At 28.9% G+C, this 26,752-nt stretch carries 25 protein-coding genes; 11 read left to right on the top strand and 14 right to left on the bottom strand.

Annotation, left to right across the window (positions count from 1 at the left end; translation table 11 throughout):
* Window positions 1–156: 156 nt before the first annotated feature.
* The 3 genes from ABIN17_05285 to ABIN17_05275 form a co-directional block, all read right to left on the bottom strand.
* On the bottom strand, window positions 157–459 hold the full coding sequence (locus tag ABIN17_05285; GenBank protein MEO0284471.1) for a JAB domain-containing protein: 303 nt from the start codon (window positions 457–459) through the stop codon (window positions 157–159).
* A gap of 126 nt (window positions 460–585) precedes the next feature.
* A complete protein-coding gene (locus tag ABIN17_05280) occupies window positions 586–906 on the bottom strand; it encodes a UPF0758 domain-containing protein (protein ID MEO0284470.1) in 321 nt (106 codons plus the stop codon).
* 251 nt (window positions 907–1,157) lie between these two features.
* Window positions 1,158–1,727, bottom strand: coding sequence for a nitroreductase family protein (locus ABIN17_05275; protein MEO0284469.1), 570 nt, complete (start codon window positions 1,725–1,727; stop codon window positions 1,158–1,160).
* Between the two features lie 67 nt (window positions 1,728–1,794).
* Here ABIN17_05275 and ABIN17_05270 point away from each other — a divergent pair, with 67 nt between their 5' ends.
* Window positions 1,795–3,912, top strand: coding sequence for a sugar-binding protein (locus ABIN17_05270; GenBank protein ID MEO0284468.1), 2,118 nt, complete (start codon window positions 1,795–1,797; stop codon window positions 3,910–3,912).
* On the opposite strand, the gene ABIN17_05265 is transcribed toward ABIN17_05270, so the two are convergent.
* The 4 genes from ABIN17_05265 to ABIN17_05250 are packed head-to-tail and all read right to left on the bottom strand — an operon-like array spanning window position 3,904 to window position 8,025.
* Window positions 3,904–4,944 carry a radical SAM protein gene (locus ABIN17_05265; GenBank protein ID MEO0284467.1) on the bottom strand — a complete coding sequence of 347 codons (1,041 nt, stop codon included), beginning with the start codon at window positions 4,942–4,944 and terminating at the stop codon, window positions 3,904–3,906. The two genes, ABIN17_05270 and ABIN17_05265, sit on opposite strands and share 9 nt — an antisense overlap.
* Entirely contained in the window at window positions 4,941–5,669 is a 729-nt protein-coding gene (gene kdsB / locus ABIN17_05260) for a 3-deoxy-manno-octulosonate cytidylyltransferase (protein MEO0284466.1), read from the bottom strand. Before kdsB ends, ABIN17_05265 begins: the two co-directional genes overlap by 4 nt.
* Window positions 5,670–7,004: an amidophosphoribosyltransferase gene (locus tag ABIN17_05255; protein ID MEO0284465.1), complete on the bottom strand. Its 1,335-nt coding sequence runs from the start codon at window positions 7,002–7,004 to the stop codon at window positions 5,670–5,672.
* A gap of 1 nt (window position 7,005) precedes the next feature.
* Window positions 7,006–8,025, bottom strand: a complete 1,020-nt coding sequence (locus ABIN17_05250) for a GntG family PLP-dependent aldolase (protein ID MEO0284464.1) — start codon at window positions 8,023–8,025, stop codon at window positions 7,006–7,008.
* A gap of 38 nt (window positions 8,026–8,063) precedes the next feature.
* Between ABIN17_05250 and ABIN17_05245 the strand changes: the two genes are divergently transcribed.
* The 10 genes from ABIN17_05245 to ABIN17_05200 are packed head-to-tail and all read left to right on the top strand — an operon-like array spanning window position 8,064 to window position 17,481.
* A complete protein-coding gene (locus ABIN17_05245; GenBank protein MEO0284463.1) occupies window positions 8,064–8,810 on the top strand; it encodes a ribonuclease Z in 747 nt (248 codons plus the stop codon).
* Window positions 8,811–8,842: 32 nt separating this feature from the next.
* Window positions 8,843–9,694: a DUF4388 domain-containing protein gene (locus ABIN17_05240; protein ID MEO0284462.1), complete on the top strand. Its 852-nt coding sequence runs from the start codon at window positions 8,843–8,845 to the stop codon at window positions 9,692–9,694.
* Window positions 9,691–10,446 (top strand): hypothetical protein, encoded by a 756-nt coding sequence (locus ABIN17_05235; GenBank protein ID MEO0284461.1) that lies wholly within the window; start codon window positions 9,691–9,693, stop codon window positions 10,444–10,446. Before ABIN17_05240 ends, ABIN17_05235 begins: the two co-directional genes overlap by 4 nt.
* Entirely contained in the window at window positions 10,446–11,018 is a 573-nt protein-coding gene (locus tag ABIN17_05230) for a hypothetical protein (protein MEO0284460.1), read from the top strand. The genes ABIN17_05235 and ABIN17_05230 overlap by 1 nt, the downstream gene beginning before the upstream one ends.
* Window positions 11,009–12,022: a Holliday junction branch migration DNA helicase RuvB gene (gene ruvB / locus ABIN17_05225; GenBank protein MEO0284459.1), complete on the top strand. Its 1,014-nt coding sequence runs from the start codon at window positions 11,009–11,011 to the stop codon at window positions 12,020–12,022. Before ABIN17_05230 ends, ruvB begins: the two co-directional genes overlap by 10 nt.
* Window positions 12,019–13,695, top strand: coding sequence for a methyl-accepting chemotaxis protein (locus ABIN17_05220; GenBank protein ID MEO0284458.1), 1,677 nt, complete (start codon window positions 12,019–12,021; stop codon window positions 13,693–13,695). Before ruvB ends, ABIN17_05220 begins: the two co-directional genes overlap by 4 nt.
* The gene (locus ABIN17_05215; protein ID MEO0284457.1) at window positions 13,658–14,260 is read left to right on the top strand and encodes a hypothetical protein; all 603 of its coding nucleotides are present in this window, start codon (window positions 13,658–13,660) and stop codon (window positions 14,258–14,260) included. The genes ABIN17_05220 and ABIN17_05215 overlap by 38 nt, the downstream gene beginning before the upstream one ends.
* Window positions 14,242–15,354, top strand: coding sequence for a glycine cleavage system aminomethyltransferase GcvT (gene gcvT / locus ABIN17_05210; GenBank protein MEO0284456.1), 1,113 nt, complete (start codon window positions 14,242–14,244; stop codon window positions 15,352–15,354). Before ABIN17_05215 ends, gcvT begins: the two co-directional genes overlap by 19 nt.
* Window positions 15,351–16,133, top strand: coding sequence for a regulatory iron-sulfur-containing complex subunit RicT (gene ricT / locus ABIN17_05205; protein MEO0284455.1), 783 nt, complete (start codon window positions 15,351–15,353; stop codon window positions 16,131–16,133). Before gcvT ends, ricT begins: the two co-directional genes overlap by 4 nt.
* A 13-nt stretch (window positions 16,134–16,146) precedes the next feature.
* Entirely contained in the window at window positions 16,147–17,481 is a 1,335-nt protein-coding gene (locus ABIN17_05200; GenBank protein ID MEO0284454.1) for an acetyl ornithine aminotransferase family protein, read from the top strand.
* Here ABIN17_05200 and ABIN17_05195 read toward each other — a convergent pair.
* Genes ABIN17_05195 through secF form a run of 7 tightly spaced genes read right to left on the bottom strand, consistent with a single transcriptional unit; the run spans window position 17,478 to window position 26,747 of the window.
* Window positions 17,478–18,992 carry a BatA domain-containing protein gene (locus ABIN17_05195; GenBank protein ID MEO0284453.1) on the bottom strand — a complete coding sequence of 505 codons (1,515 nt, stop codon included), beginning with the start codon at window positions 18,990–18,992 and terminating at the stop codon, window positions 17,478–17,480. The two genes, ABIN17_05200 and ABIN17_05195, sit on opposite strands and share 4 nt — an antisense overlap.
* Complete coding sequence (locus ABIN17_05190; GenBank protein MEO0284452.1) at window positions 18,989–19,849, bottom strand: DUF58 domain-containing protein; 861 nt, start codon at window positions 19,847–19,849, stop codon at window positions 18,989–18,991. The genes ABIN17_05195 and ABIN17_05190 overlap by 4 nt, the downstream gene beginning before the upstream one ends.
* Window positions 19,846–20,871 carry a chemotaxis response regulator protein-glutamate methylesterase gene (locus tag ABIN17_05185; protein ID MEO0284451.1) on the bottom strand — a complete coding sequence of 342 codons (1,026 nt, stop codon included), beginning with the start codon at window positions 20,869–20,871 and terminating at the stop codon, window positions 19,846–19,848. The genes ABIN17_05190 and ABIN17_05185 overlap by 4 nt, the downstream gene beginning before the upstream one ends.
* Window positions 20,858–21,343, bottom strand: a complete 486-nt coding sequence (locus ABIN17_05180; GenBank protein MEO0284450.1) for a chemotaxis protein CheD — start codon at window positions 21,341–21,343, stop codon at window positions 20,858–20,860. Before ABIN17_05180 ends, ABIN17_05185 begins: the two co-directional genes overlap by 14 nt.
* Window positions 21,344–21,350: 7 nt before the next feature.
* On the bottom strand, window positions 21,351–22,496 hold the full coding sequence (locus tag ABIN17_05175) for a tetratricopeptide repeat protein (protein MEO0284449.1): 1,146 nt from the start codon (window positions 22,494–22,496) through the stop codon (window positions 21,351–21,353).
* 27 nt (window positions 22,497–22,523) lie between these two features.
* A complete protein-coding gene (locus ABIN17_05170; GenBank protein MEO0284448.1) occupies window positions 22,524–25,862 on the bottom strand; it encodes a hypothetical protein in 3,339 nt (1,112 codons plus the stop codon).
* 3 nt (window positions 25,863–25,865) lie between these two features.
* Complete coding sequence (gene secF, locus ABIN17_05165) at window positions 25,866–26,747, bottom strand: protein translocase subunit SecF (protein ID MEO0284447.1); 882 nt, start codon at window positions 26,745–26,747, stop codon at window positions 25,866–25,868.
* Window positions 26,748–26,752 lie beyond the last annotated feature (5 nt).

Here is a 26,752-nt window from a genome sequence, read left to right as displayed (position 1 = left end):
TTATCTTCAAAATTTAAATCTTTTTCCTTCATATTTATTTTTTTTATTCTTCCACAAATTAATATATTTTATCAATTTTATTAATAATTTTGCAATCAAAATTTTTTTAAGATAAAATATAAGAAAGTTCATCAATTCCGCATCCAGTATAAGAATTCATTTTATCTTACCCTCCTTTGCAAAACTGTAAAAATGATCAAAATTTTTACCGATAATAATATGATCCAAAACTTTTATCCCTACATAATTACACGCTTGAATTATACGTTCTGTCATCTCAATATCAACCTGTGATGGTGTAGTTTTTCCTAAAGGATGATTATGAACTAGAATAATTGAGGAAGCAGATTTTAATAATGCTTCTTTAACAATTTCTTTTGGAACAAAAACTGTAGCAGTCATACTATCTTTGTTGATTTCAATGTTATCTATAGGTTCATTTTTATTATCAAGAAGTATAACATAAAAAAACTCTTTATCTTTATCTCTTAGATATGGTCCATAATACTCAGCAACATAACTTATAACATCATCGGGTTTTTTTAATTTTTTCTTTGTCTGAGTTAATTCCTTAAAAAGTTTTTTTCAAAGCTCAAAGGCTGCTTTAATTTGAACTGCTTTTGTAAGACCAATCCCTTCAATCTTAGATAATTCAGAAAAAGACACAGAATCTAATGCTCTTAAGGAACCATACCTATTAAGTAAAATCTTCGCGAGGTCTTCAGCACTCATTCCCGCCTTCCCTATTCTCAAAATAATTGCAAGGAGTTTTGATAATACAAAGTTTTCCGCACCTTTTCTAACAAGCATCTCTCTTGATCTTTCTTCTTCAATCCATTTTTTTATAGGACGACTTACCCTGAGCTCGGAGAGCTTTCTCTTTAATTTCCTTCCGGAGTAAATCACACTCCTATTTTGTCTTGAGATTTAGCTGTTGAATTATCTCCTTTACCTTCCCTAAAAATAATAATACTTTTTTAGAACATCTTAGAAGGATCTTCTTTTTTACTCATCATTTAATAGATAGAATTCATTACCATAAACTCAATTAGATTACTGAAATTGAATTTTAAATTTTGAATTGTAGAATTGCTTGAACTATCTTTTATATCTTGAATTCTTAATTTTCTATTACGTTTAATTAATTAATGTCATTTTTATGCAAATTTATTAAAAGACACAATCTCCTCTAAACTTTTCCTTGATTTAAGTTTAACCTTTATAACCTCTTCCTCCTTATATATATCATCTGGATAACCAACTGCAATTAAAAGAGGAACCTTATATTTATTCGGTATATTCAGTAACTTTTTTATACCCCTTTCATTAAAGTATCCAATAAAACATGTCCCTAAACCGAGTTCCTGAGCTTGCAATACAAAATGCTCACTCGATATTCCTATATCAATAAGATAATACTGGGTTCCAGTAATTCTTGCTCCTAACCTTGCTATAAATTTCTCTTTGTCAGCAACCACAACAACTATACAGGGAACCTCAAATAAAAATTTATTTATTACACCGTATATTCCCCTTGTAGCAATTTCTGCTATTTCTCTAATTAATTTCTCATCATCCACAACAACAAATCTCCAAGGTTGAGAATTACAGGCAGATGGAGCAAGTCTCGCAGCATCAATACATTTTAAAATTTTCTCCCTTTCCACACTTTTATCTTTAAATTTCCTGCAACTGAATCTATTCAAAACCAATTCATAAAATTCCATATTTTATTTTAAAATAGTAACAAAAAGTTTTAAAAAAACGTTTATATTATATAAAAGGTAGCCAAAAATGGAAATCTTTTTAATAATTTTTAATTTAAATGCCCTGTTTTTTGATAAGGGAATAAAATTTGATGGCGAAGTTGATTCAATATGGAAAGTATCCGACTCAATTATGGTTGATAAAATGTTCTATCCCTTTTACGATTCTACATCTACATATAAAACAACTGTTAAATCAATTTACGATGAAAATAACCTTTATTTTCTTATAAAGATAAACTATAAAGAAGAAAAACCAAGAAAAGAACTTTCAGGTAAAAAGGATAAAATAAGTATTTATATTGACCCTCTTTTATCAAAGGTTAATGCTTACTATTTTGCTATATACCTTGATGGTAAAAGACAGGATGGTATATTAACACAGGATGGAAGAAACTTTGACGACTCATGGGATTCAGTCTGGGAAAATGTAAGTAAAATTATAAAAAATGAAAAGGGAGAATATATCTATATTTCTGAAATAAAAATTCCATTTAAAACAATTAATTTTTCAAAGGATAAAAATGAATGGGGATTTCAGGTTAAAACAGAATTTTATAAAACAAAGGAAGTAAATTATTACATTTTACCTGACCAGAAAGAAGATTTAAGAGTTTCAAAATTTGGTCTTTTAAAAAATATTAACCCACCTCTTAAAGGTTATGGAATTGAATTCTACCCTGTTTGTCTTTTTAAAAATGATTACTATCATAGAAGAGATGAGAATTTAAAAGGAGAATTTCACCCATGGATAGGTTCAGATATTTTATATAGAAAAGAAAATCATACTTTAAATTTAGCAGTTTTACCTGATTTTGCAGAAATTGAATCAGACCCATTTACAATGTCTTTCAGTAAATATGAAATCTATTATCCTGAAAGAAGACCATTTTTTATTGAGGGAAAAAACATTTTTGAACCCTCAGGATCTGGACACTGGGGGTTCTATTCACCTGCAAAAATATTCTATTCAAGAAGAATAGGAAGAAAGATGCTTGATGGAACAGGTGAAGTTCCAATATTGAGCGGTCTTAAATATACATTTAAATCAAATATTTATGAAACAGGAATATTAAGTGTTTTAACAGGAAGAAAAAATGGAGACTTTGATACTTCATATCAAACCCTCTGGAATGTTTTAAGACTTAAAAGATATTTTTTAGTTAATTCCGAATCAGGATTTTTGATTACTTACATGAAAAATCTTGAAAAAAATGAATACTACTTAGGAGGTGATATTGATGGAGCAATAAGATGGCAAAGAAATCAGTTAGCATACCAGGCCATCTCTACTTTAAAAGGAAAAGGAAGGATAGGTTTCTTACTCAGTTCAGGAGGAAATATCTTCATTAAGGAAAACTATGTTTTAATTTTAAGTGGAAAATATGTTAATAATTACATTGATATAAGCGAAATGGGGTACCAGAATTTTTATCCTGGTGACAGGAGTTTTCTTTTTGGACCAGTTTATTTAAAATTTAATAAAAGAGGCATAATTTCTAATTATTCTCTATCAGCAGTTTACTTTTATCTTAAAGAAGGTATAGAAAGGGGAAATTCTAATCTATTTTTTATCGAAAATAATATCGGTTTAAGAAATCCAAATACTTGGATTTATTTAAGCATAGGAACAGGAAAAGCCTTTGAAAAAGATACAGAATTCATATACAAATCACTTAGGTTCAATATAAATTTCAATTTTACACAGATAACCTTTTATTTTGGAACAAACTATAACTATGACTGGAATTATATAAGAAACTATCTTGCCTATACATTAACACCCTATTTTGGATTCGAACTTCCAGCAACAGGAAGATTTAATTTTTCAATTGAAACAAACGGATGGACTGAATTTGATGAAAGAAATTCCTATATTCAAACTTTAACAAGTAACAAAATTTATTTAACTTATAACTTTACTCCCTTTATGAATTTAACATTTTATCTCAATCCTGCTTTATTATTTGAAAAGGAAAAAACTAAACTTACCTATTTGAGAACTTCAATTTACTACACTTATGAGGTAAAACCAAAATCAAAGATCTTTTTGGTTTATAACCATTCCTTTAACTATGAGAATCAAAAATTCTCAAATCTGGAAAGAATAGGAGGTGTAAAGGTAAAATGGATTTTCCTATTTTAATAGAAAAACATTACCTATTCTTACATTTTTAAGTCCCTTTTCTTTTGCTATTTCATAAAATCTTTCTGCCTCCCTCTTATAATTCTGCCTTACATCATTCATTTCAAAATGTGGGGCAAAAGCAAGTAAAGCATAGGGAATTTCTGGATTAAGTTTAGCTATAAACTCTGCAATTTTTGAAATTTCATAATCATCCAGATAACCGGGAACCATAAGAGTTGATACACATAAATGTTTTGAAGAAAACTCTTTAAGATAATTTACTGAAAACTCAAAATTTTCAAAGACCTTTTTACCATCACTTCCTGTTAAAGCAAAATAAACTTCAGGTGAAAAAGCTTTAATATCAAACTTTAAAATTCCTCCACTTTTTTTAACAACATCTAAAACCCTTTTGAGTATTTTCCTGTTCCACATTCCATTTGATTCGAAACAAACAACTTTTCCCATTTTAATAGCTTCCTCAGCAAGCTTTAAAGAATGAATACCTTGCGTTGTCGGATCACCACCAAAAAAACAAATACAGTAAACATCAGGGTTTAAAGCCTTCACAAGTTCAACATAAGAAGAAGGTCTCTCTTTCCAGGGCTTTGTAAATCTAAAATGATAATTCTGACAAAATAAACAATTTAAGGAACAGGTTTCATAAAATACCGCTAAATTATATTTACCATAAGCCTTATGCCCTGAACAAACAAAGTCAGCAACACAGTTTGTAGGAAGTGGATCATAATAAAATTTAAAAAAACCTTCATCATGTTTACAGAAATTTAAAATTTTTTTATCCTTAACCATTCTCAAACCACAGAATCCCTTCTCATTCTCACCCAAGATACACTCCCTTGCACATAAAAAACACTTGATGCCTTCCTTTTTATCAGGAAAAGAAAGTTCATATTTTTCCCTTGATTTTTTATGAATAGAAATTAATTTATCCTTTATATTTTCAAAATTATTAATCAAACAATTTTTACATATTCTTAAAATTAAAGGAATATAATCAAAATTTTTTTTACATATTTCACATCTCATAAAAATTTCTCAGCTTCTTCTATATCCTCCTTTCTATCAACAGGCACAGTATCTCTTTCTGCAAAAATGCAATAGATGGGAATTCCATTTTCAAGTAATCTTAGTTGCTCAAGCTTTTCCACACTTTCAAGATAACTTTCCTTTAAATTAACAAATTTTTCTAATATATCCTTCCTGTAAATATAAACTCCTATATGCTTTAAATAAAAGGGAGGTTTAAAATCCCTTCCATAAGGAATTTTTGCCCTTGAAAAATAAAGTGCCTTACCTTCCCTATCAATTACAACTTTAACTGTATCAGGGCTTTCAATACTTTCATTTGTTTTATAAATAAGTGTTGCTGAAGGATAATTATTTTTTACTGTTTCTTCTATCAACCTTATAAGGTCCTTTTCATAAATTGTAGGTTCATCTCCCTGTAAATTCATTATATAATCATAATTCATATTCTTTGTTGCATGATATATTCTATCTGTTCCTGAAGGAATTGAAGAATCTGTCATAATAACTTTTGCATTAAATTTTTCACAAACTTTTTTTATCCTTTCATCATCAGTTGCTATAATTATTTCAATCAAGTCAAAGGAATTTTCAAGAACTTCTTTTGCCTTTTTTGCTTTTTCATAAACCCATTCAATCATCGGTTTTCCTTTTATAAGTGCAAGAGGTTTTCCAGGAAACCTTTTTGAAGAATATCTTGAGGGTATCGCAATTACAAGCTTCATTCAAATATTTACATAAGAACCATCATGACAAGCATAACAGATTTCATTACCAAGAACTTTCTTTAAACCTTCAAGTGTCATATATGTTAAAGTATCTACACCTATTTCCCTACCTACTTCTTCTACACTCTTAAAGGAAGCGATCAGTTCTTCTCTTGTGGGGGTATCAATTCCATAAAAACAGGAATATCTTATAGGTGGAAATGTAATGGCAAGGTGAATTTCTTTTGCTCCCTTTTCCCTCAATAATTTAACCATCTTACTGGATGTTGTTCCCCTTACAATACTATCATCAATCAAAATAATCTTTTTATTTCTCACATTTTTTTCAATTGGTGTTAAGGTATAGAAGACCTCTCTTCTTCTTATTTCCTCAGAAGGCTTTATAAAATTCCTTCCCCCGTATCTATGTTTTTCAAGAACATCCACAAGGGGAATTTCTATACCCTTTTCTTTCAATCTTTTAAAAAATCCCTCAGCTGCTGCCCTTGATGTTTCAGGAACAGGAGAAATTATTGTATCCTTAAAATCAAAATTCTTGTGAGATTCAAGAAATAGGTTACATAAAACCTTACCGAGTTCTTCCCTGTATTCAAAAATCTGTTTACCTTTATATTTTGAGGTTGTTCTTGAAAAATAAACAATCTCAAAGGAACAGAATTTATTTTCTTTTTCAACATGTTCATATTCTTTAATATTTAAATCTTTATCAATCATTAAAAGATTGCCCCTTTTAAGTTCAAAAAATTCGTTAAATCCAAGTTTTTCAAGAACAATTGTTTCAGAAGTGATAGCTATTCTATTTTCATCATAGGAATAAAAAAGTGGTCTTATGCCGTAGGGGTCCCTTAAGGCAAATAAATATTTATCTTTAAAAATTCCAAGAAGAGAATAGCCACCTTTTAAATTTTTTAAAGAGCTTTCTGAAAATTTTAAAATATCCTTTTCCTTTTTAAATATTGAAAAAAAAGCAATAATATCTATTCCTGATTCAAAACCTGGGTTTCCAAATTTTTCAATAATTTCCGAAACATTATAAATATGGCCATTATGAACCATAGCAAGGGATTCATATTCAATTGGCTGAGCTTCTTCTTTTGTTTTTGTAGTTGGATACCTTGTCTGCCCTATAAAACCCCTTCCCTCTATACTCTTTATAACTTCCCTCCTAAAAACCTGGTCAACTGAACCTTGCCCCTTTATTAAATTCCCTTCAAAAGTATATATACCTGCTGCATCCTGACCTCTGTGCTGAAGCATTTCAAGGGAAATATAAGCAACTTCGCCTAAATCCTTTCTTTCTTTTTTTTCTAAATAACCTATTATTCCACACATATCAAATACTCCTTATAACTGAAAGGGCATACTCAATATCAGAGGAAGAAACATCCTTGTGAGTCACAAATCTTATTCTGTTTTTACCAAAGGGAAGAGCTAAAACACCTTTTTCTCTCATTCTTTTACATATTTCTTCCTCATTTCTTTCTGTATTAACAATAACAATATTGGTTTCAACATCTTCTGGATTTATCTTTATCCAGGATATTTCTGCAAGACCTTCAGCAAGCTTTTTTGCATTTTTATGGTCTTCTTCAAGTCTATCTATCATTTTATTTAAGGCAACTATTCCACAAGCAGCAATTATTCCCACCTGCCTCATTCCACCACCTAAAAGTTTTCTTACTCTCCTTGCCTTTTCTATAAATTCCTTACTACCACAGAGGACAGAACCAATGGGACAGGAAAGACCCTTAGAAAGACAGAACATCAAGGAATCAATATATTTAGTAAATTCCTTAACATCCCTTTTTAAAAAAACTGCCGCATTAAAGATTCTTGCACCATCAAGGTGGACGGGTATTTTATAATTTTCAGCAATTTCCTTTACTTCTTCTAAATACTCAGGGGTCAAAACCTTTCCACCCCAGTAGTTATGGGTATTTTCAAGACAGATAAGGGAAGTTCCAGGTGTATGCAATCCTTCCTTTTTTATGTTTCTTTTAATATCATCAGGATCAATGTAGCCTCTTTTGCTTTTTAAAGGTCTTGGAAGAACTCTTGAAATTTCAGCAAGATGAGCCACTTCAAAGTTATATATGTGGCACATTTCCTCTAATATTACCTCACTTCCTTCCTTTGTCCATACCTTACAGGCTATAGCATTTCCCATTGTGCCTGAAGGGACAAAAAGAGCGGATTCAAAACCTGTTTTCTCTGCTGCAAGTTTTTCAAGTTCCTTAACTGTGGGGTCATCTGATAAAACATCATCTCCAAGTGGAGCATTCTTAATTGCCTCATACATTTCAGGGGTTGGTTTTGTTACAGTATCGCTTCTTAAATCAACTATTTTATTCATAGTTTAAAAATAATAAGGTATTCAAGTATCATAAATAAATGAGAATAATATTTCTTGGAACTGGAACGGGTATTCCAGAAAAAAATAACTCTCCAAGTTCTTTATTTGTTGAATATAAAAATACAAAAATTATTTTTGATTTTGGTGAAGGAATAATGAAAAATCTTATAAGAAAAAATATAAGGATAAATGATATAGATGCAATTTTCCTCACCCATTTTCATATAGACCACATAATAGGTATTATTCCTCTTTTATTTGCCTTCAGGTACGAAGCAGACCCAAGGAAAAAAGAATTTTTTCTTTTTGGACCATCTGGATTTAAAGGATTAATGGAAGATATTTTTAAATTATTTGAAAAACAACTTGAACCCAAAAGCTATAAATTAAAAATTGAGGAATTAAAACCCGGAAAAGAATTTAAATTTAAAAACATAAAAATAGAAACTTTCAAAACAAAACACAGGGCTGAGAGTATTGGCTATATTTTAAATTTAAAGGGTAAAAAAATTGTTTATACAGGTGATACTGATTATGATAAAACCTATAGGGATATTATGAAAAAAGTTGATATTTTAATAACAGAATGCTCTGTACCCATTGATATTGAAAACCACATGAATCCTCAAAAAGTTTTAAAATTAATAAATGATATTTATCCTCATAAAACATACTTAATTCATCTTTATCCTGTTATGGATAGAAAAAAATTAAAAAAATACTTCCAAAATAATACGGATAAAAAAGTAATTATCCCGTTTTTATTTCATGAAATAAAAATTTGATTTTTTAAAGGTTTTTTACATATTCTTAAAATATGGAAAAGGCATTAGAGTGTGATTTAAAATATTTTTCATTAAGTGAAATTTTACAATTAATGGAAAAATTTAAAAAAACAGGCAAGATAGAGATATCTTACAGGGATAAAAAAGGAGAAATATTTTTAGAAGAAGGAAGATGTGTGCACTCCTATTTTAGTAATAAGGAGGGTATTGATGCCCTTTATGAAATGGCTCAATTTATTGAAGGTAAATTAATATTTCTCCCTTCTCTACTTTCAGATAAAAAAACAATATCAGCACCTTTTACAGTATTAAAGGATGAAATTGAAAAAAGAAGTTACGAAATAAGGGGTTTAAAAGAAAAATTGCCAGATCTTGATACTCGTATGGTAAAAAGTGATAAATCTCCTTCTCCAGAACTTACACTCAGAAAAACTGATTGGAAAATACTAACATTAATGGACGGGAAAAAAACTTTAAGGGAAATAATTGAGCAAAGTTCTCTTGGTTTGCTTGAAAGTTATAAAAGCTTAGTTTATCTAAAAGAAAAGGGGCTTATTGTTGATCCTGAAGAAAGTAAAAAAGCAAGAGAAAATTTAACAAAATTTCTAAATGAATGGTTAAAAGAATTGTCGGGAGAAATAGAAAGTGAAATTAATAAACAAAGTGAATTTATAATTGAAACAATTAAAAAAACAAATCCTGAAATAGGAAATTCAATAAACTTTAAAAAGGAATTTAAAATATCTGAAAATATTAATCTATCCTTTAAAGATATAGAGGAAATAAAAAGAAAACTTGATGAGATATTTTTGGGAAAACTTGAAGAAATATTTGGTAAAATCCTTGCAAGAAAAAAATATGAAACATTAAAGAAAAAATTATGAAGGAATTAATTGAAAAATTGAAAAAAGAAATTAATAATTTAAAAGGAATTGTAATATGTGATCTTAATAAAGAAGAAATTATTGAAAGAGAAGGAAAAACAGAACTCTTTGAGGAAGGAATACTTTTGATAGGTTCAACTGCAAAACTTGCGCTTGAGAAAAACATAGGAATGAATAAGTTTGATATAATTGAAATAGAACTTAAAACAGGAGAAAAAATTAACTTATTCATGAAGGAGAACCTTTTAACAGGTGTTATTGGTGAAGAACTTGATTTAAATAAAATAAAAGAAGTGATTACAAAATTTGAAACCCTTAAAGAAATAAAGGAGGAGAAAAAACCTGAAGAGGAAATAAGAGAAGAAAAACCGGAAGAAAAAGTTCCAGAAACAGAAATAAAGGAGGAAATTAAAGAATATATTCCCACACCTGAAGAAAAAATAGCCTTAAATAAAGTGGAGCAGATAAATGAATTAATAAAAGAATTTGCTCCTGGTGATGAAATAAGGTGGGCAAAAGTGGCAATTGCTAAAATAAAAGATACTTCCCCTGAACTTGCTCAGGTTATTTCTCAGGAGGAGAAAGAAATTAAAATAAATCTCCCCTTTAAAGAAAAAATAAATGAAGAGGAAATTAATAAGGCTTTCAGGGCTGTAATTGATATAATATGGAAAATGGCTGTCTCTAAATACGGGGTTGAAGAAGCAAGAAAAAAGGTAAAAAAAGTTGCTGAAAAATTAAAATTAATATAATGGAAAATTTAAAATTTGCTTCAATCCTTGAAAAAGGTAATTTAACTCCTTTAAGAGGAGAGTTAAAAGAAGAATATAGAAGAATTATAATTGCATTAAAAGAAGCCTGGGATTTTTCAGGACTTACAATCCAGAATTTAAAAATAGTTTTCAATGATGAAACATTAATTTTTAAGGAAGAAAATATGGATAAAATTCTTATTCTTTTCGGTAAAGGGGAGATTGATGTGGAAAGTGTAGAAAAAGAACTAATGGAGAAGGTAAAGGAACAAAAATTTACAGCAAAAGAAGTTCCCGAAAAAGCTCCTGAGAAAAAGGAAGTAGAGATTATTGAAAAACCACTTAATGAAGAAATTTTTGACAATGCTTTTGAAATTACAGTCAAACATTTATCCTTATTTGGCGAAATGGTCTTTGAAAATATCTTGAAGGAAATGAAAATAGATAAAAAAAATTGTACACCCCGGGTTTTTAAAAGGTTTTTAAAAAAGCTTGAAGAGTCAGCTCAGATGATTGTTGGTCCTTCAAAGGCTAAGGAAATGTCAAAGGAAATTGAGTCTCTATTAAAATGAAAATTCTTAACCCAAATTTAATTGAAGAGGATATATCCCTAAGCGAACTTTTAAGGCCAAGGAAACTAAAGGAATTTATAGGAAAAGAAAAAATTAAAGAAAATTTAAAAGTATTTATTGAGGCGGCAAAAAAAAGAAATGAACCACTTGACCATGTTATTTTTACCGGTCCTCCGGGACTCGGAAAAACAACTTTATCTCATATAATATCTTATGAAATGGGAACAAATATAAAGCTCGTATCAGGACCTGTTATTGAAAGACCTTTTGATCTTGCAGGAATTTTAACAAATTTAAATAAAGGTGATATTCTCTTTATAGATGAGATTCACAGATTACCAAGAAATGTTGAGGAGTATCTTTATTCTGCTATGGAAAACTATGAAATTGAGATAATGGTTGATAAGGGTCCAAATGCAAAATCAATAAAATTAAAATTAAAACCCTTTACTCTTATAGGTGCAACAACAAGAATGGGGCTTTTAACAAGTCCTTTGCAATCAAGATTTGGAATTCAGATAAGGATTGATTACTATGAGGTGGAAGAATTAAAAGAGATAGTTAAAAGATCTGCTAAAATTTTAAATATAAAAATTGAAGAAGATGCTGCCTTTGAAATTGCAAGGAGAGGAAGGGGAACACCAAGAATTGTTAATAGACTTTTGAAAAGAGTTAGAGATTTTGCTGATTATAAATTGAGGGAAAAAATTGATCTTGAAATTACAAAATATGCCTTACAAAAACTTGAAGTTGATGAACTTGGACTTAATGAAATGGATAAAAAAATCCTCTACTGTATTTATGAAAAATTTGGTGGTGGACCTGTTGGTCTTAAAACAATATCTCAAGCTGTAGGAGAAGATGTAGGAACAATTGAAGAGGTTTATGAACCTTTTCTTTTAAGAGAGGGATTAATAGAAAGAACTCCAAGAGGTAGAAAATTAACAAAAAGAGCATTAAAACACTTAAATATAAAAGAAAATACAATATTTGAAAGATTATGAAGGAAAAAATTTTAAAAAACTTTTTTTATGGATTTAGAAAAAAATTATTTTTAACCTTTTTCCCATACACCCTTATTATAATAATTTCCTTTGCTCTGTTTTTCCTATTTTATATGCGAGATACAGCAAGAAAAAATATTATAAATTATTCTGATACCCTTGCAAAAATTACAATTGAAAGAATAAAACTCTCCCTTTTATTTGAGGATTCACTTCTTATAAAAAACATTTTAAATGAACTCATTAAAAATGAAAATATAATATACATAGCAGTTTATTCAGGAGATTCTTTAAAAAAATTTTATGAAATAGGAGAAGAACCTAAAAAAACACACTTTGAAGGGCAAATGGGTAAGAATTGTGTCTCCTGTCACAGAAAAAAAGAAAAAAATGTATTCTCAGAAAAAGAAAAATATCTTGATATGATATATCCAATAATCCCACCTGAGGATAAATCTCCTATAGGATTTTTAAGACTCGTAACAAGCAAAAAAGATATTGTAGAAGCAGAAAAAAGAGCTAGTTTCGCAGCTTTTATCTTTTCAATCATTTTCCTTATGGTTGGCGGATTAATTTCCTTTATCCTTTCAATGATACTTATAAATCCAATCAACATATTTAAAAACAAATTGAAAGAAATTGCTGAAGGTGAAGCAGACTTAAGAGTTACAATTAAACTTGACGGGAAAGATGAATTTTCTGAAATGGCAATTTTCTTCAATGAATTCATAAACAAATTAAGGATTAATGTATCAAAAACTCTTGAAACATCAGAAAAGATTAGAGAATTTTCAGAAAACATTTCAAGTGCAGCTCAAGAATTGACAGCATCATCAAATGAGGTAACAGATACAGTTCAAAAATTGGCCTCCCTCGCTTCAGAAACTGCATCAAGTGTTATAGATGCTTCAAAATCCGTTAAAGAGATTTTAGAGCTCTCTCTTTCAACATCCGAAGAATCAAGGGAAATGGAGGAATTGGAAAAAGACGCACTTCTTTTTACAAGAAAGGGGAGAGAAGTTTCAGAAATGGTTATGCAGAAATTAACTGAAATGCAAAATGATATAACATCTTTAAGAAATAATATTGAAACCTTATCGCAAATGTTAAGGGGCGTAAGAGAAATAACTGAAAGTATTCAAGGGTTTATGAAAAGGACAAATCTTTTATCTTTGAATGCTTACATAGAAGCTGCAAGGGCTGGAGAATATGGAAAAGGTTTTGCCATAGTGGCTCAGGAGATAAGAAAATTGGCTGAAGATTCAAGAACTTCTTCTATAAAAATTCAGGAAATAGTGGAAAACATAAATCAGGGTATGCAAGAAACTTTGAATGCAATGAAAAAGGTAAATGAAACCCTTTTAAGTTCAAGAGATATTATATTTGAAGCAGTTTCTCAACTTAAAAAAATAGCTGACCAGACTGAGGAAACAATGGAAAGAACAAGCAAAATTGCTAAACTTTCACAAAAGGAAAGGGAAGAGATTGAGAAACTTGCTAAATTTATGGATAGAGTTGGGGAAATGTCGGAGAGTGTATCTGTATCCTCTGAGCAGATAGCTGCAAGTATGGAAGAACAACTTGCATCAATGGAAGAGATAACTGCAACGGTTTCGGAACTCGGGAAACTCGGTGATGAACTTAAACTTCTTCTCGGTAAATTCAAAGTTTAAAAAAATCCTTTTGCTTTTTACTATTTTTATCTCATGTAAAAAAGGAATATTAGAGAATTTTTATTTTGAATATTATGACCTTGAAGGTAAAGCTGAGTATTTAAATGAAAGGGGAGAAATTGGATTAATTTACCCAATAAAGGACACATTAAAAGCAGAGGAAAAGTTTAAAAAATTTATTTTTCTTGATGAAACAAAAATTTTAAAAAGAAAGGAAAATTTATTATATGAATTAAAAAAAGTAAAATTCTATTTTCAGGATATTGTAGTTGATGAATTTATAGTCCCATTTCTTGATATTTTACCGATTGAAGGAGAAAAAATTAATTTTAATTTCAGCAAAAAATATTTAATGGGAAGTGATACACTTATATATAAATTTGACAGGTTAATAAGAATAGAAAAAGAAGAAGAAAATTTTACAGCATATCTTTTTGATACTGAAATAAGTATTTTTGAAAATAACACCACAATAAAAAAGGACTCTTTTTCTCTCACACTTGAAGCTCAAAAACTTCCTAAAACAATAAAAAAAGGAGGGAAAACATGGAAGAGAAAAAATTAAGAAGAACTCCCTTCTATGAATTTCATATAGAAAGTAAAGCCAAAATGATTCCATTTGCAGGATATGAGATGCCGCTTCAGTATGAGGGAATAATAAAAGAAGCAATCCATACAAGAAGGGTTTTATCAATATTTGATGTATCTCACATGGGAGAAATTGAAGTTGAGGGAAAAGATGCTCTTAATTTTTTATACTATATAACTTCAAATGACCCCTCAAAATTAAAATACGGAAAAGTCCAGTATTCTATACTTTTAACTGAAAGGGGAACTTGTGTAGATGACCTTTTAATTTACAGGATGGAGGATAAATTTCTATGTGTGGTAAATGCAGCAAATAGATTTAAAGATTTTGAGTATATGAAAGAAATGAGTAAGAATTTTAAAGATGTTGTAATAAAGGATAGATCAGAGGAAATTTTCCAGCTTGCAATCCAGGGGCCAAGAGCCCAACCCTTTGTTGAAGAATTTTTTGATAGGTCCTTTTCTGACGTTAAATTTTATAATTTCCTTGAAATAAATTTTATGAATAAAAAACTGATTTTATCAAGAACAGGTTATACAGGTGAGGATGGTTTTGAGATATATGGTGAAAAAAAATTTGCCCTTGATTTTTTAGAGGAAATAATAAAAAAGGGAGCAAAGTTTAACTTAAAACCAGCAGGACTTGGAGCAAGAGATATATTGAGATTGGAAATGGGTTATTCTTTATACGGAAATGAGCTAACAGAAGATATAACACCCGTAGAAGCAGGTCTTGAGAAATTCATAAAAATTGAAAAGGATAAATTCCTTGGAAAAGAAATTCTTTTAAATCAAATGCAGGGTAATATTGAGAAAAAATTAATAGGTCTTGTTTCTGATGAGATGAAAGGTGTTCCACGAAAAGGTGCTGAGGTATTTTATAAATCTGAAAAAGCTGGTTTTATAACTTCAGGAGCTTATTCCCCATTCTTAGATAAAAATATAGCACTATCTTATATTAAAAAAGAGTTTTTAAATTTTTCAGAGTTTGATCTTTTGATAAGAGATAAAAAAATAAGATTTGTAAAAGAAAGTTTACCTTTTGTTAAAGTTACCTCAATCAAAAGATGAAATTTTTTAAAAAGAAAGAAGATATAAAATCACTTGAAGTATCAATAATAGGAGGTCCTTTAGCAAGATATAGCATTCCAAAGGATATGGAAATAGATAAAAATTTAAAATTTGCTCTTATAAAAATTGAAGGAGAAGAAAAAACAATTTATGTAAAAGTAAGAGGAATTTCAGAAAAGGAATCAAAAATCAAACTGATAAGCATTTCTCCCTGTGAGGATAAAGAATTAATCAAACTTTTTAGAAATATGGCTTACGGAATTCTATTTGAAGAAAAAATAAGAGACATAAGAATAGTTGATATTGAACTGGATAAAGAAAAAGGTATTATAAAATTTACCTTCACAGCTGATAAAAGATATGACCTATCTAAAATTGCTCCAATTATAGCAAAAAAATTACATTTACATACTGAATTCAAACAGAAGGGAACAAGGGATTATGCAAGGGAACTTGGAGGAATAGGAAGGTGCGGAAGAATTTTATGTTGTGAAACATGGCTTAAGGAAATACCTCCAATAACAATTGATATGGCGAGGAAACAGTATATTTTCACTGCACCTGAAAATTTAACTGGAATCTGTGGTAGGCTTCTGTGCTGTCTTAGATTTGAACTTAATGTATATGAGGAACTTTCGAAAGGAATGCCAGAAATAGGAAGAGAAATCTTTACAGAAAAAGGTATGGCAAGGGTCTCAGATATTAATATTTTTAAAAGAGAGTATAAACTAAGCTTTGAAGATGGTTCAGAGGAATGGGTTAAAATTGAAGAACCTTAAAAAGGAGGTAAAAATGAAACCAGAAATAAAAGGTGAACTGCCAGGTAAAAATGCCAAAAAATGGCTTACAAAGGATAAAAAATTTATTTCCCCTTCTTATACAAGAGTTTATCCCTTAGTTGTTGAAAGGGGAGAAGGGGTATGGGTCTATGATGTTGATGGAAATAAATTTTTAGACTTTAACGCAGGAGTCGCAGTCTTAACGCTCGGACATTCCCATCCTGAGGTTGTAGAAACTGCAATTAATCAGATGAAAAAACTTATACACTATTCTGGAACAGATTTTTACTATTCTTCTGAAATTAAACTTGCTGAAAAACTCGCTGAAATTGCACCAGGAGCTAAAAACAGAAAAATATTTTTTTCCAATTCAGGAGCAGAATCAGTTGAAGCTGCAATTAAACTTGCAAGATACTATACAAATAGACCTTATATACTTGCCTTTTACGGTGGATTTCACGGAAGAACAATGGGAGCTCTCTCTGCAACTGCAAGTAAAACAATACATAGAAAAAGATTCTTCACTTTATTCTATGGAACAGTTCACGCACCTTATCCTTATTGTTTCAGATGCCCCTTTAACCTTAAATACCCGGATTGCAATTTTGCATGTATAAGTTTTATTGAAGAAAACATTTTTTCAAGACTTGTAGACCCTGAAGAAGTCGCTGCTTTTATTATTGAACCAATTCAGGGAGAAGGTGGTTATATTCCTGCTCCAGAAAGCTATTTTAAAGAACTAAAAAAATTAATGGATAAGTACGAAATACTTCTAATTGTTGATGAGGTTCAAAGTGGAATGGGTAGAACCGGAAAATTTTTCGCAATAGAACACTATGATATAGTGCCAGATATTATAACCCTTGCAAAAGGAATAGCTTCAGGATTCCCCCTTGGAGCCTGTATTGCAAAAAGTGGTATTATGAACTGGCCACCAGGAACTCATGCCTCAACCTTTGGGGGAAACCCTGTATCCTGTGAAGTAGCTTTAAAAGTTATTGAAAAACTGGAAAATGGCCTATTGGAACATGTGAGCTCCCTTGGAGATAAAGTTTTAAAAGACCTTGAAAAATGGAAGGAAAAATACGAAATTATCGGTGATGTGAGAGGAAAGGGATTGATGATAGGTCTTGAAATTGTAAGTGATAAAAAAACACTTAAAAAGGATAAGACAAAAAGAGATCTTATAGTTCAGGAATGTTTTAAAAAGGGACTTTTAATCTTACCAGCTGGTGAAAATGTTTTAAGAATATGCCCACCCCTTATAATAAAAGAAGAAGAGCTATATACTGGAATTGAAATACTTGAAAATGTTATTAAGGAAGTCTCGTATAAACAAAAAAGTTAAATAAGACATAATAAAACCTCTAATAAAAAAAGAAAAATTGAAACAAAAAGGAAATTTTTTTTAAGATTTATTGAAAAAAACTCTTTTTTATCCTTTATAGAAATAAAATTACTATTCATTTCATTTATTTCTGAAATTGAAGGAAGTGAAGGTGGATTTACCTCAAGTATAATTTCTTTGTTTTTACCTCTAAGATAATAAATACCCCTTGATAGTGGTTTTAAAAAAATTTTTCTACCCTCATAATCAAAAATTCTTTCTCCCTTTGAAGTATAAAGAGAATATTTATCTTCATCTAAATTTAAAACTAAAAAACTACTTTCAGGAATTGAAAATTTTTTTGTTACAAAAAAATTTACAACCTCATAAAGAAGTGCAGCAAAATCAGGATAATATACAAAATTTGTATACTCTTCTTCAGGATAAAAACCTGCTAAACACAGATTATAAGTAAGGGAAAAAATATTATAATTAAAATCCTTTATCTTAAAATTTTTATCACCTGATATAACAAAAAATTTTTTGAAATATATTTTTTGATTTAAACTTTTAACATTATTTAATTTACCTTTCAAAATTATTCCTTTCTTTTCCAATAATAATTCCAATTCATAAATTAAAGTATCAGGGAAAATTATTAGGTTTTTATTTTCTGAAATGAGTTTTTCAATAAGTTTTATATCTTTAATTCCAATCACAATAAAAACTTCCTCTTCTCCTTTTTTCATTGCCTCAGAAAAAGCAGTTATGTATTTATTATCACCTATAATTTTTATTTTTGCTCCTTTATTTTTTTTACCGTAAAAAAATTTTTCGTTATCATCAGGATAATCATCTTTGACATCAATTTTTATAAAAACTGGATTCCAGTCTGAAGTTAAATTGAAACTAAATAAATTGTCTCCCTTTTTAATATTAATTTCTTCTCTTAAAATCATATCCCTTTCGTGATAAATTTCAAGTGGAATATTTGAAGTATCAAAATCAGAAGAAATTACAATATAAATACCTTCATAGTCATCAATTATATCTTTTATTTTTATGTTTTTAACTTTTTTCTCTCCGATCAGATAAATTCTTTTATTCTCTAAAATTGAAAGTTTAATTAAAGCAGTATCAGGTAGAGGTCCTAAAAAATAAATATTTTTTACTTTTTTATCATTTAAAAGAGAATCAATTTTAGAAAAGGGAATTTTTTTAACATTAAAATCCTTTAACTTTTTTTTATAAAAGGGATGTTCAAAATAAACAATATGATCAAAAATTCCGTATTTCGATTTAATAATAGGCTCACTAAAAGAGAGTATAACAAAAAAAATTACAAGAATTCTTAGGATAAGAACTAAAATATCCTTTATTTTTCTTTTTTTTCTTATTTCCTTTTCTTTTTCAAAAATAAAAACCCAGGGATATAAAATTTTTGTTCTTCTTAACTGTAAAAGAAGATGAATTACAAGGGGAATTAAAGAAAAAGGTAAGAGTAAAAGTAAAAGAGGTTTTAAAAATATCATAAAGATTTAATAATCATTAATAAATTCTTTTCATAGGACTCAAAGGTATTTATATTAAAATTCTTTATACCTCTCCTTAAAATTTCTTCATTTAGATTTTTTTCAAACTCATATAATTTTTTTTTAAAATCTTCCCATAATTTTTTTTCATCAATAACAAGTTCATTTTCTGTTTCTAAATCCTTTAAAATAAAAGGGGGATTTTTATAAAGATTAAATTCTTCCTCTGAAACAAGTCTTATTGAGTAAACCTTGTTATTCTTTGCTTTTAAGTATTTTAAACCTTTCACAAATTCATAGGGTTTGTGGTAATAATCAGTAAAAAGAAAAATAATACTTCTCTTTTTAATTATCTCAATAAGATAAGGAAAAATTTCACCTGGTTCTGTTTTACCCTCTGCTTTCAATTTTTCAAGAACATCTCTAATTTTTTCCAAATTTCCTCTTTTTGTTGAAGGAGGTATAAAAAATTTCTCTCTATCAGAAAAAACAAAAAGTGAAGGTGCATCCCTTTGAAGATGAAAAAGATATGAAAGGGATAAAATTAAAACCTTTGCATATTCAATTTTAGTTGGCGCTCCATAATCCATTGATTTAGACGAATCAAGCAAAAAATAAACATTTGAATTTGTTTCCTCAGAAAATTTCTTTGTATATAATCTTTCTTTCCTTGCAAAAACCTTCCAGTCAACCATCCTTAAGTCATCACCCAGAGAATATTCTCTATGTTCAACAAATTCTGAGGAGTATCCATGCAGGGGACTTTTGTGAACACCAATTAAAATTCCTTCTAAAAGAGCTTTTACCTTTAATCTCAAGCTTTTTAAATTTTCAATTCTCTTTAACTCTTCTATCATAAAAATTCAGTAATTTTTTCAACAATCTCTTCTGGAGATAAAATAAAATCAGATATATCCTTCACTGCACATGGCATTCCATAAATAACAGATGTTTCCTTATTCTGAGATATTATTATTCCTCCATTTTCTTTAATTTTTTTTGCACCCTCACTTCCATCCTTTCCCATTCCTGTTAAAATTATTCCAATTGAATTTTCACCGTAAATTTCTGCAATAGCTGAAAGAATATAATCACCACTCGGTTTTACTCCCCACTTAGGTTCTTCATCAATTAAATCTATAAATATTTCTTCTTTTATCTTTTTTAAACTCATATGAATTCCACCTGGTGCAATATAAATGTATCCCTCTTTTACTTTTTCTTTATCCCTTGCTTCAAAAACTTTTTTTCCTGTGACAATTTTAAGTCTTTCAGCAAAAAGGGATGTAAAACTTTTTGGCATGTGCTGGACAATAAAAATTGGAACTTTAACCTTTGGAATATTTTTTAAAATAAATTCAATAACAGGGGGTCCACCTGTTGAAGAAACTATTCCAATTGCATTAACTTTTTTAACTTTTTCCTTTTCTTTTATTTCAACTTTTTTAAACTTAAATTTTAGTATATGAGGATTGACATTTTTAGCAAGTTTAATTTTTTCATAAAGCTCCATTTTTATCTTATCAATATCCATTGAAATAGAACCAGAAGGTTTTGTCACAAAATCAAAGGCACCCTTACTCAATGCAGAAAGTGTTAACTCTGCACCTTCTTTTGTATATGCAGAAAGCATTATACAGGGAATAGGGTTTTCTTTCATTATATGTTCGAGAACTTCAATCCCACTTAAACCTGGCATCTCATAATCAAGAGTAACAACATCTGGTTTTAATTTTTTAACAAGTTCAATTGCTTCTTTTCCGTCTTTCGCAGTTCCAACAACTTCTATATCACTAAAGGAAGATAAAATATCACTTATAAGTATTCGCATTAAATAGGAATCATCAACAACAAGAACCTTAATCTTATCTGAGGACAAGTTCTTTATCCTTCCTTCTCACAACAATTTTTCCCTCGCTTACATCAAATATAACAGATCTTCCTTCATTTCCACCAACATCTTCCTTTACAATTTTTATATCAAGTCTCATAAGAACATTTCTTGCCTCCAGAACATTTCTGGCACCAATTGACCAAGGAGAAGTGGAAATAGGAGAATCAAATATCGTTGCACCACCTATTAAATAGGCTTCTAAGTTTTCCTTTTTTGCTCCTATATGCTCCATTTCTTTAACAATCTGGGGAATTGCCTTATTAACATACCTGTAACCAGGCGTATTATCATCTAATCTTTTTGGAGCAGGAAGCATGGAATGCACAAATCCTCCAATTTTATTTTCTCTATCAAAAAGTATCAATACTATACAGGAACCAACTCCTATTGCTTTAAGCACACCCTCACCTTTTAAAACCTTCCCTTCACCTATCCCAATAAAATATTCGGGTTTCATATTTTTTCTAACTTAAAGGATTTATATACTTTTTAATAGCCTCCCTTGCTGGTTCAAAGTAAGGATTTATTTCTATTATTCTTTCAAATACTTTCTTAGCCTCATCAATTTCACCCTTTCTTATAAGAGCTAAGCCATAAAGATAAAGAATATCTTCTGAATCAGGTGATTTTTCCTTGGCTTTTTCTAAGAAGGAAATAGCACTTTCATATTCTCCTCTTTCAAATAGAACTCTTGCTATACCTGATAAGACTTCAGGAACTTCAGGGTGAGTTTCCATATATTTTTTTAAATAAATTTCTGCCTCTTCAAAATTCCTATTGCCAATAAGAACTAAACCAAGCAAAAGATAAGCTTCTTCAATTTCATAGGTTTTTAATATTTCCTTCAATATCTTTTCCGCCTCTTTATATTCTCCCCTTAAATAAAAGGATTTTGCAGTTTCAAATTTTCTCAAATTCTCCTCCCTTTTAACTACCTCTTCCATTTTTTCCTTATAAGAAATAACTCCCTCAGTAAATTCTTTCATCTTTAAAAAGAGTTCATTAAGTACTTCACGTTCCTTATCTAAATTACTCATTAATTCAGATATTTTACTTTCTGACAATTTAGTTATCTCTTCAAATTTTTGTTTTTCTGAATCAAGAATTTTTGTTAAGGCTGACTCAAAATATTTCATAAATTCATTCCTTTCCTTAACAGATTCTTCTAAAATTTTTTTAAAATTTTCATAGTTATTATTTAAAATTTCATGAAAGTAGACCTTAAAATCCTCTAACCTTTTACTTTCTTCCTCTTTTGAACTTTTAATGTAATTAACTATATCCTCTGAAAATTTATATAAAATTTTTGCAAGATTCAACTGCATAGTATTAAATTTTTCTTCAATTGAAAAAAATTTTTTAATTCCCTCTTCCCTTGTTTCTTTTATAAGATCATATAAAGCCTTCATATTCTCATTTACATTAAGAGTAAATTCATAGATATTTTCTTTTAAAACTGTATAATTAAAATCAAAAGCAACACCGCATCTTCCATCCCTGAAAAGGAAACATTTTTCTTTTTGACAAGGAACTTCCTTTAATTTTAAAATTTCTTCACCGTTTTCCTTCCTTTCCCAGATTGAACTTGACAAAAAGGGACATATTTCCATTACTTTCCTCCTTCCATAGGTATAATTTTAAGGCTCTAAAAGGGGTAAGGGAAAATTTCTCCTCCTTTTTAAAAATCTAAAAAATATTTTAGGGTCCCTTAAAAAAATCAAATTAAAATAAGATTCACCTAAAGTTTCTTTTTTCTTTTCATCCTTAAAGTATTTATTCCATAAATTATCAAGAATATCAAATCTTTTATTTTCAGAAATAACCTTAACAAACTCCTTCCATATATAAGAGAGCTCCTCTTTTTTAAAAACAATTAATTTTTCAATTAAATCCTTAAAGTAGTCAAGATTTTTTTCTTTCATTGAAAGCTCCTTTAAAACAAAAATTTCTGTGTCAATATCCTTTATTCTCTGCGCACAGGTATTTATAAGCTCATAAAGCTCTCTATCGTAATCAAAAACTTTTATCCCCTCCTTTATTATTGCATAAAAAGTTCCCTCAAGTTTAAGTTCCATTATATTTTTCAATTCTTCCTTAAATTTCTCTAAGTCTCTAAACTTTATTGAAAGAATAAGGGATAACCCTTTTCCTTCAGGTATAAATTTCTCCCATTTATTTCTTCTTTCTTCAACTTCTTCAGGATACTTTTCAAGTGCTTCCTGATAAAGGTATATTGAGCCTTTATCACTCTTATCAGCGAGAAAATCTGCATAGGTAAAAATAAAATCCTTTTCCCTTACTCCCTTTAAAAAAGCATCACGCATTACATCATAGGATTCCTTTGGGAATTTTTCAATAAACTCTTTCTCTTTAAGTAGTTTAAAAAATTTGTTAAAATCTCTAAATTCTCTTTTAAGAATAAAAAATAAAAGTTTCGCCTTTGCTTCATCATTTTTGATTCTTTCATAGGAGAAATTTTTTATCTCTTCCAAAAGATCATAGAGTCTCTCATTCAATGCAAGTTCATAACTTTTTATTAATTCTTCTTCAAATTCTTTCCCCTCTTCATAATTTAGTTTTGCTAAATAATATAATAGATAGGGGTCTTTCTGTGTATCAGGATAAATGTTCAAGAAAAACTTAAATTCATCCTTTAACTCAGGGTTATCTTCAAAAAATTTAAGGAGTAAATCTCTATTTTTCTCTTTTTCCAGTAAATTTAATGAAAATTTATAAAAATCAATTTCAGGAAAATAGGGAAATTTTGTCTCAATTGTTAAATATATATCTTTTATTTTGCTTATTAGTTTTGGTGAACTCAAAGCAAGCATAAAATAGTATCTTACTGCTTCAAGAGGCTTTGAAAGTAAAAGAGCAAGTGAACCGAGAGTTTGATAAATAAAAGGGGACTTATCAGTTTTTTCCTCTTCTTTGAGAAATTCGTAAAGAAAATAGGGGTCAAATTTTTTCTTTTCCTTTAATAAAATTTTAATAATTTCCCTTGCTTTATCTTTCTCACCCCTTTTATAAAGTATAATGGATTCAAGAGAAATAACATTATTCAACATCTTTTCATCCTTTATTTCTTCCTTTAAAATACTTATAAACCTTATAGCCTCCTCAAATTTGTTCCAGAATAAAAGGGTATTTACATATATAAAAATTAAGTTGGGGTCTTTTTTTTCTTTCATCTTTTCTGTAACAACTTTAGAAATTTCAGGAAGAAGTTTTTTATCAATCATTGCTTTTTTTAAATATTTTGAACTCTCTTCAAATTTACCCATTTCAAGAAGTATTGCTCCTTTTAAAAAATTGTATTCAGGTATATCATCCCTGTATATTCTTTCAACTATATCCTTTACAAATTTTTCTCCCTCTACATAGGCTTTATAAAGTTTTATTACTCCTTCTTTTAAATTTTTACTTCTAATCAGGGATAATCCCTCAACAACAAAATATTTTTTTGAAAATTTATCCTTTTCTTTTTTTAAAAAATCAATTATTTTATGATTAAAATCTTTATGTATTTCTCCTAACTCATCAAGTAAAAGCAAAGCATAATCTGAATAATTTGGAAATTTTTCCAAAAGATTTTTTATTGAATCAAAAAATTCTTCATTCTTTTCTTGCATTTTTATTTCAGCATCAAAGAGTAACCCTTCTGGTATATTTAAAAGAGAGTCCCTTTTCCTTTTAAATTCTTCTAAAATTAATTCTTTATTAAAATTTTTTCTCAAAAGATACCTTAAAATATTAATTCCATCTTTATACTCACCATTTCTAACAAGAGAAGAGCCAAGGGAAAAAAGAAAAAACTCTGATCTTATATTTCTTTCTTCAGAAAAATCTTTCAATATATTCAAAACATCGATGTCACTTAAATAATCAGGGTTATTTTCGTATAAAAATTTTAAATTCTCTTCAATTTTCTCTTCCTCCATTTCAAGTAAAATTCTAAAAGCTCTTGCTGAAAAGGATTTTAAAAGGGTTTCCCTTAAAGTTATGATGCTTTCACCTTTTTTAACTCTTGTCTTAAGAAATTCTGCTGCATCTTCTGTCTTACCAAGTTCTTTTAAAATATCAGAAACAACAGAAACTTCTTCATCATCTAAGTTTTCCCTTTTTATATCCTTAACAATGTTATAGGCATAATTTAAATCTATGTTCTCTTTATTTTTAAGTGATTCTCTTAAAAAAATAAGTCCTCTTTTCCTTTCCCCTTTAAGAATTAAAAGGTTAGAAAAAAGAAGTTTAAAATAAGGGTTTTTGGGATTTCTTTTTTCAAACTCGCTTATTAAATAAGAGAAAAAAAATTCGTCCTCTAAAAGGTCATCAATGTATTCTAAAGCTTTATCTTCATTTCCTTCTGAATAATTTATAAGAAAATTTGTGAAACTGGCATACTTTCTAATAAAGCCCATATTCTGAATCCTCAAAATTTCTTTTCTTAAAAAATCTTCTTTATCTTTAAATTTTTTATATATTTCAAAAAGTTTTAAAGAAGCATCAATGTATTTTTTTGAATAAAATAAAAGAGAATAAATAAATACTTGAGAGACAAATTCATCTTTTTCAGAATGTTTTTCAAAAAAATGGTTTTTATCTTTTTCAGGGATAAGGGGGAATAAATTTTCAATCCTTTCAAGTTCACCTTCTGAAATAAATTCAAGTAAAACTTGTTCCCTTAATAATATTTTATCCTTTTCCTCACCACCAAAATGTGAAACCATATGTTCAAGAACTCTTTTTTTTCTATCAGGTAAATTTTTTATAAGTAAAAAATAACCCACTGCTTCTTTATAATTTTTCAAAAGAAGAGCAAGTTCAAGACTTACCTCAAGAAGATCAGGGTCTCTTGGTGAAGTTTTTAAAGCCTTTTTACATAAAGAATAGCCCCTCTCCCATTTACCCTCTTCCATCAATCTTTTTGCTTCAGAAGCTGTTTTTTTAGGGTCTAAAGCAAAAAAGGGAAGCATACCTTATCTTTTTCTAGCTCTTTTCATCTTCATTTCCTCATATTCTGTAACAAGTGCAGCAACAATAAAAATTGATGAATAAGTTCCAACAATTATACCTATTAAAAGGGCAAGAGCAAAATCAAAAAGAAGTGGACCTCCAAGGAATAAAAGGACAATCAAAACAAGAAGTGTAGTTCCCCCTGTTATAATTGTTCTTGAAAGCGTTTCATTTAAACTTCTATTTGCAATGTCAATAAATCTACCCTGTCTTTTTTTTAAATTTTCCCTTATTCTATCAGAAATTACAATTGAATCATTTATAGAATAACCAACAATTGTTAAAAAGGCAGCTATTACAGGAACAGTTATTTCTCTTGAAAATAAAACAAAAACACCAAGAGTTATCATCACATCATGGAAAAGAGCTATAATAGAACTCACCCCGAAGGGAAGATTAAATCGGAAAGCTATATAGATAAGCATCAAAACCATTCCTATTAAAACAGCATAAATTGCTCTTAATCTCAATTCAAATCCAACTCTAGGACCCACTTTCTCTGCTCTTTCTATTTCTATATTAAGCTTAAGTTTTTTATTTAGAAATTTAATAAGGGAATCTGCTTCTATATTTTCATAATATTTAATTATATGCTCCTTTAAAGTTATTTCTTGTATTTCAGCTCTTGCAAGGTTTATCTCTGAAAGAGCATTTCTCAAATCAGAAGTCCTTATATCTCTATCAGTATGAATATGTAGTAGAGTTCCACCGAGAAAATCTATACCGTATTTGGGTCCTTTAATAAAAAGAAGTAAAATAGATGAAAGAACAAGAAAACCTGAAATTGCAAGAAATATTCTTCTTTTTGAAAGAAAATCTATATTGGGTGTTTTAAATAATTCCATTTAGT

This window comes from candidate division WOR-3 bacterium, assembly GCA_039803925.1.
GTDB lineage: Bacteria > Hydrothermota > Hydrothermia > Hydrothermales > JAJRUZ01 > JBCNVI01.
Note: the sequence above shows the minus strand (reverse complement) of the source record. Positions and strands in the feature narration are given on the sequence as shown.

What these genes read in the sequence shown, in the direction of transcription:
- ABIN17_05230 (MEO0284460.1), top strand. Translation starts at nt 10,446, where the DNA reads ATGGAAAATTTAAAATTTGCTTCAATCCTTGAAAAAGGTAATTTAACT.
- ABIN17_05275 (MEO0284469.1), bottom strand. Translation starts at nt 1,727, where the DNA reads ATGGAATTTTATGAATTGGTTTTGAATAGATTCAGTTGCAGGAAATTT.
- ABIN17_05180 (MEO0284450.1), bottom strand. Translation starts at nt 21,343, where the DNA reads ATGAAACCCGAATATTTTATTGGGATAGGTGAAGGGAAGGTTTTAAAA.
- ABIN17_05195 (MEO0284453.1), bottom strand. Translation starts at nt 18,992, where the DNA reads ATGATATTTTTAAAACCTCTTTTACTTTTACTCTTACCTTTTTCTTTA.
- ABIN17_05270 (MEO0284468.1), top strand. Translation starts at nt 1,795, where the DNA reads ATGGAAATCTTTTTAATAATTTTTAATTTAAATGCCCTGTTTTTTGAT.
- ABIN17_05170 (MEO0284448.1), bottom strand. Translation starts at nt 25,862, where the DNA reads ATGCTTCCCTTTTTTGCTTTAGACCCTAAAAAAACAGCTTCTGAAGCA.
- ABIN17_05220 (MEO0284458.1), top strand. Translation starts at nt 12,019, where the DNA reads ATGAAGGAAAAAATTTTAAAAAACTTTTTTTATGGATTTAGAAAAAAA.
- ABIN17_05190 (MEO0284452.1), bottom strand. Translation starts at nt 19,849, where the DNA reads ATGATAGAAGAGTTAAAGAGAATTGAAAATTTAAAAAGCTTGAGATTA.
- ABIN17_05265 (MEO0284467.1), bottom strand. Translation starts at nt 4,944, where the DNA reads ATGAGATGTGAAATATGTAAAAAAAATTTTGATTATATTCCTTTAATT.
- kdsB (MEO0284466.1), bottom strand. Translation starts at nt 5,669, where the DNA reads ATGAAGCTTGTAATTGCGATACCCTCAAGATATTCTTCAAAAAGGTTT.
- ricT (MEO0284455.1), top strand. Translation starts at nt 15,351, where the DNA reads ATGAAATTTTTTAAAAAGAAAGAAGATATAAAATCACTTGAAGTATCA.
- ABIN17_05245 (MEO0284463.1), top strand. Translation starts at nt 8,064, where the DNA reads ATGAGAATAATATTTCTTGGAACTGGAACGGGTATTCCAGAAAAAAAT.
- gcvT (MEO0284456.1), top strand. Translation starts at nt 14,242, where the DNA reads ATGGAAGAGAAAAAATTAAGAAGAACTCCCTTCTATGAATTTCATATA.
- ABIN17_05240 (MEO0284462.1), top strand. Translation starts at nt 8,843, where the DNA reads ATGGAAAAGGCATTAGAGTGTGATTTAAAATATTTTTCATTAAGTGAA.
- ABIN17_05250 (MEO0284464.1), bottom strand. Translation starts at nt 8,025, where the DNA reads ATGAATAAAATAGTTGATTTAAGAAGCGATACTGTAACAAAACCAACC.
- ABIN17_05235 (MEO0284461.1), top strand. Translation starts at nt 9,691, where the DNA reads ATGAAGGAATTAATTGAAAAATTGAAAAAAGAAATTAATAATTTAAAA.
- secF (MEO0284447.1), bottom strand. Translation starts at nt 26,747, where the DNA reads ATGGAATTATTTAAAACACCCAATATAGATTTTCTTTCAAAAAGAAGA.
- ABIN17_05255 (MEO0284465.1), bottom strand. Translation starts at nt 7,004, where the DNA reads ATGTGTGGAATAATAGGTTATTTAGAAAAAAAAGAAAGAAAGGATTTA.
- ABIN17_05175 (MEO0284449.1), bottom strand. Translation starts at nt 22,496, where the DNA reads ATGGAAATATGTCCCTTTTTGTCAAGTTCAATCTGGGAAAGGAAGGAA.
- ABIN17_05215 (MEO0284457.1), top strand. Translation starts at nt 13,658, where the DNA reads ATGAACTTAAACTTCTTCTCGGTAAATTCAAAGTTTAAAAAAATCCTT.
- ABIN17_05200 (MEO0284454.1), top strand. Translation starts at nt 16,147, where the DNA reads ATGAAACCAGAAATAAAAGGTGAACTGCCAGGTAAAAATGCCAAAAAA.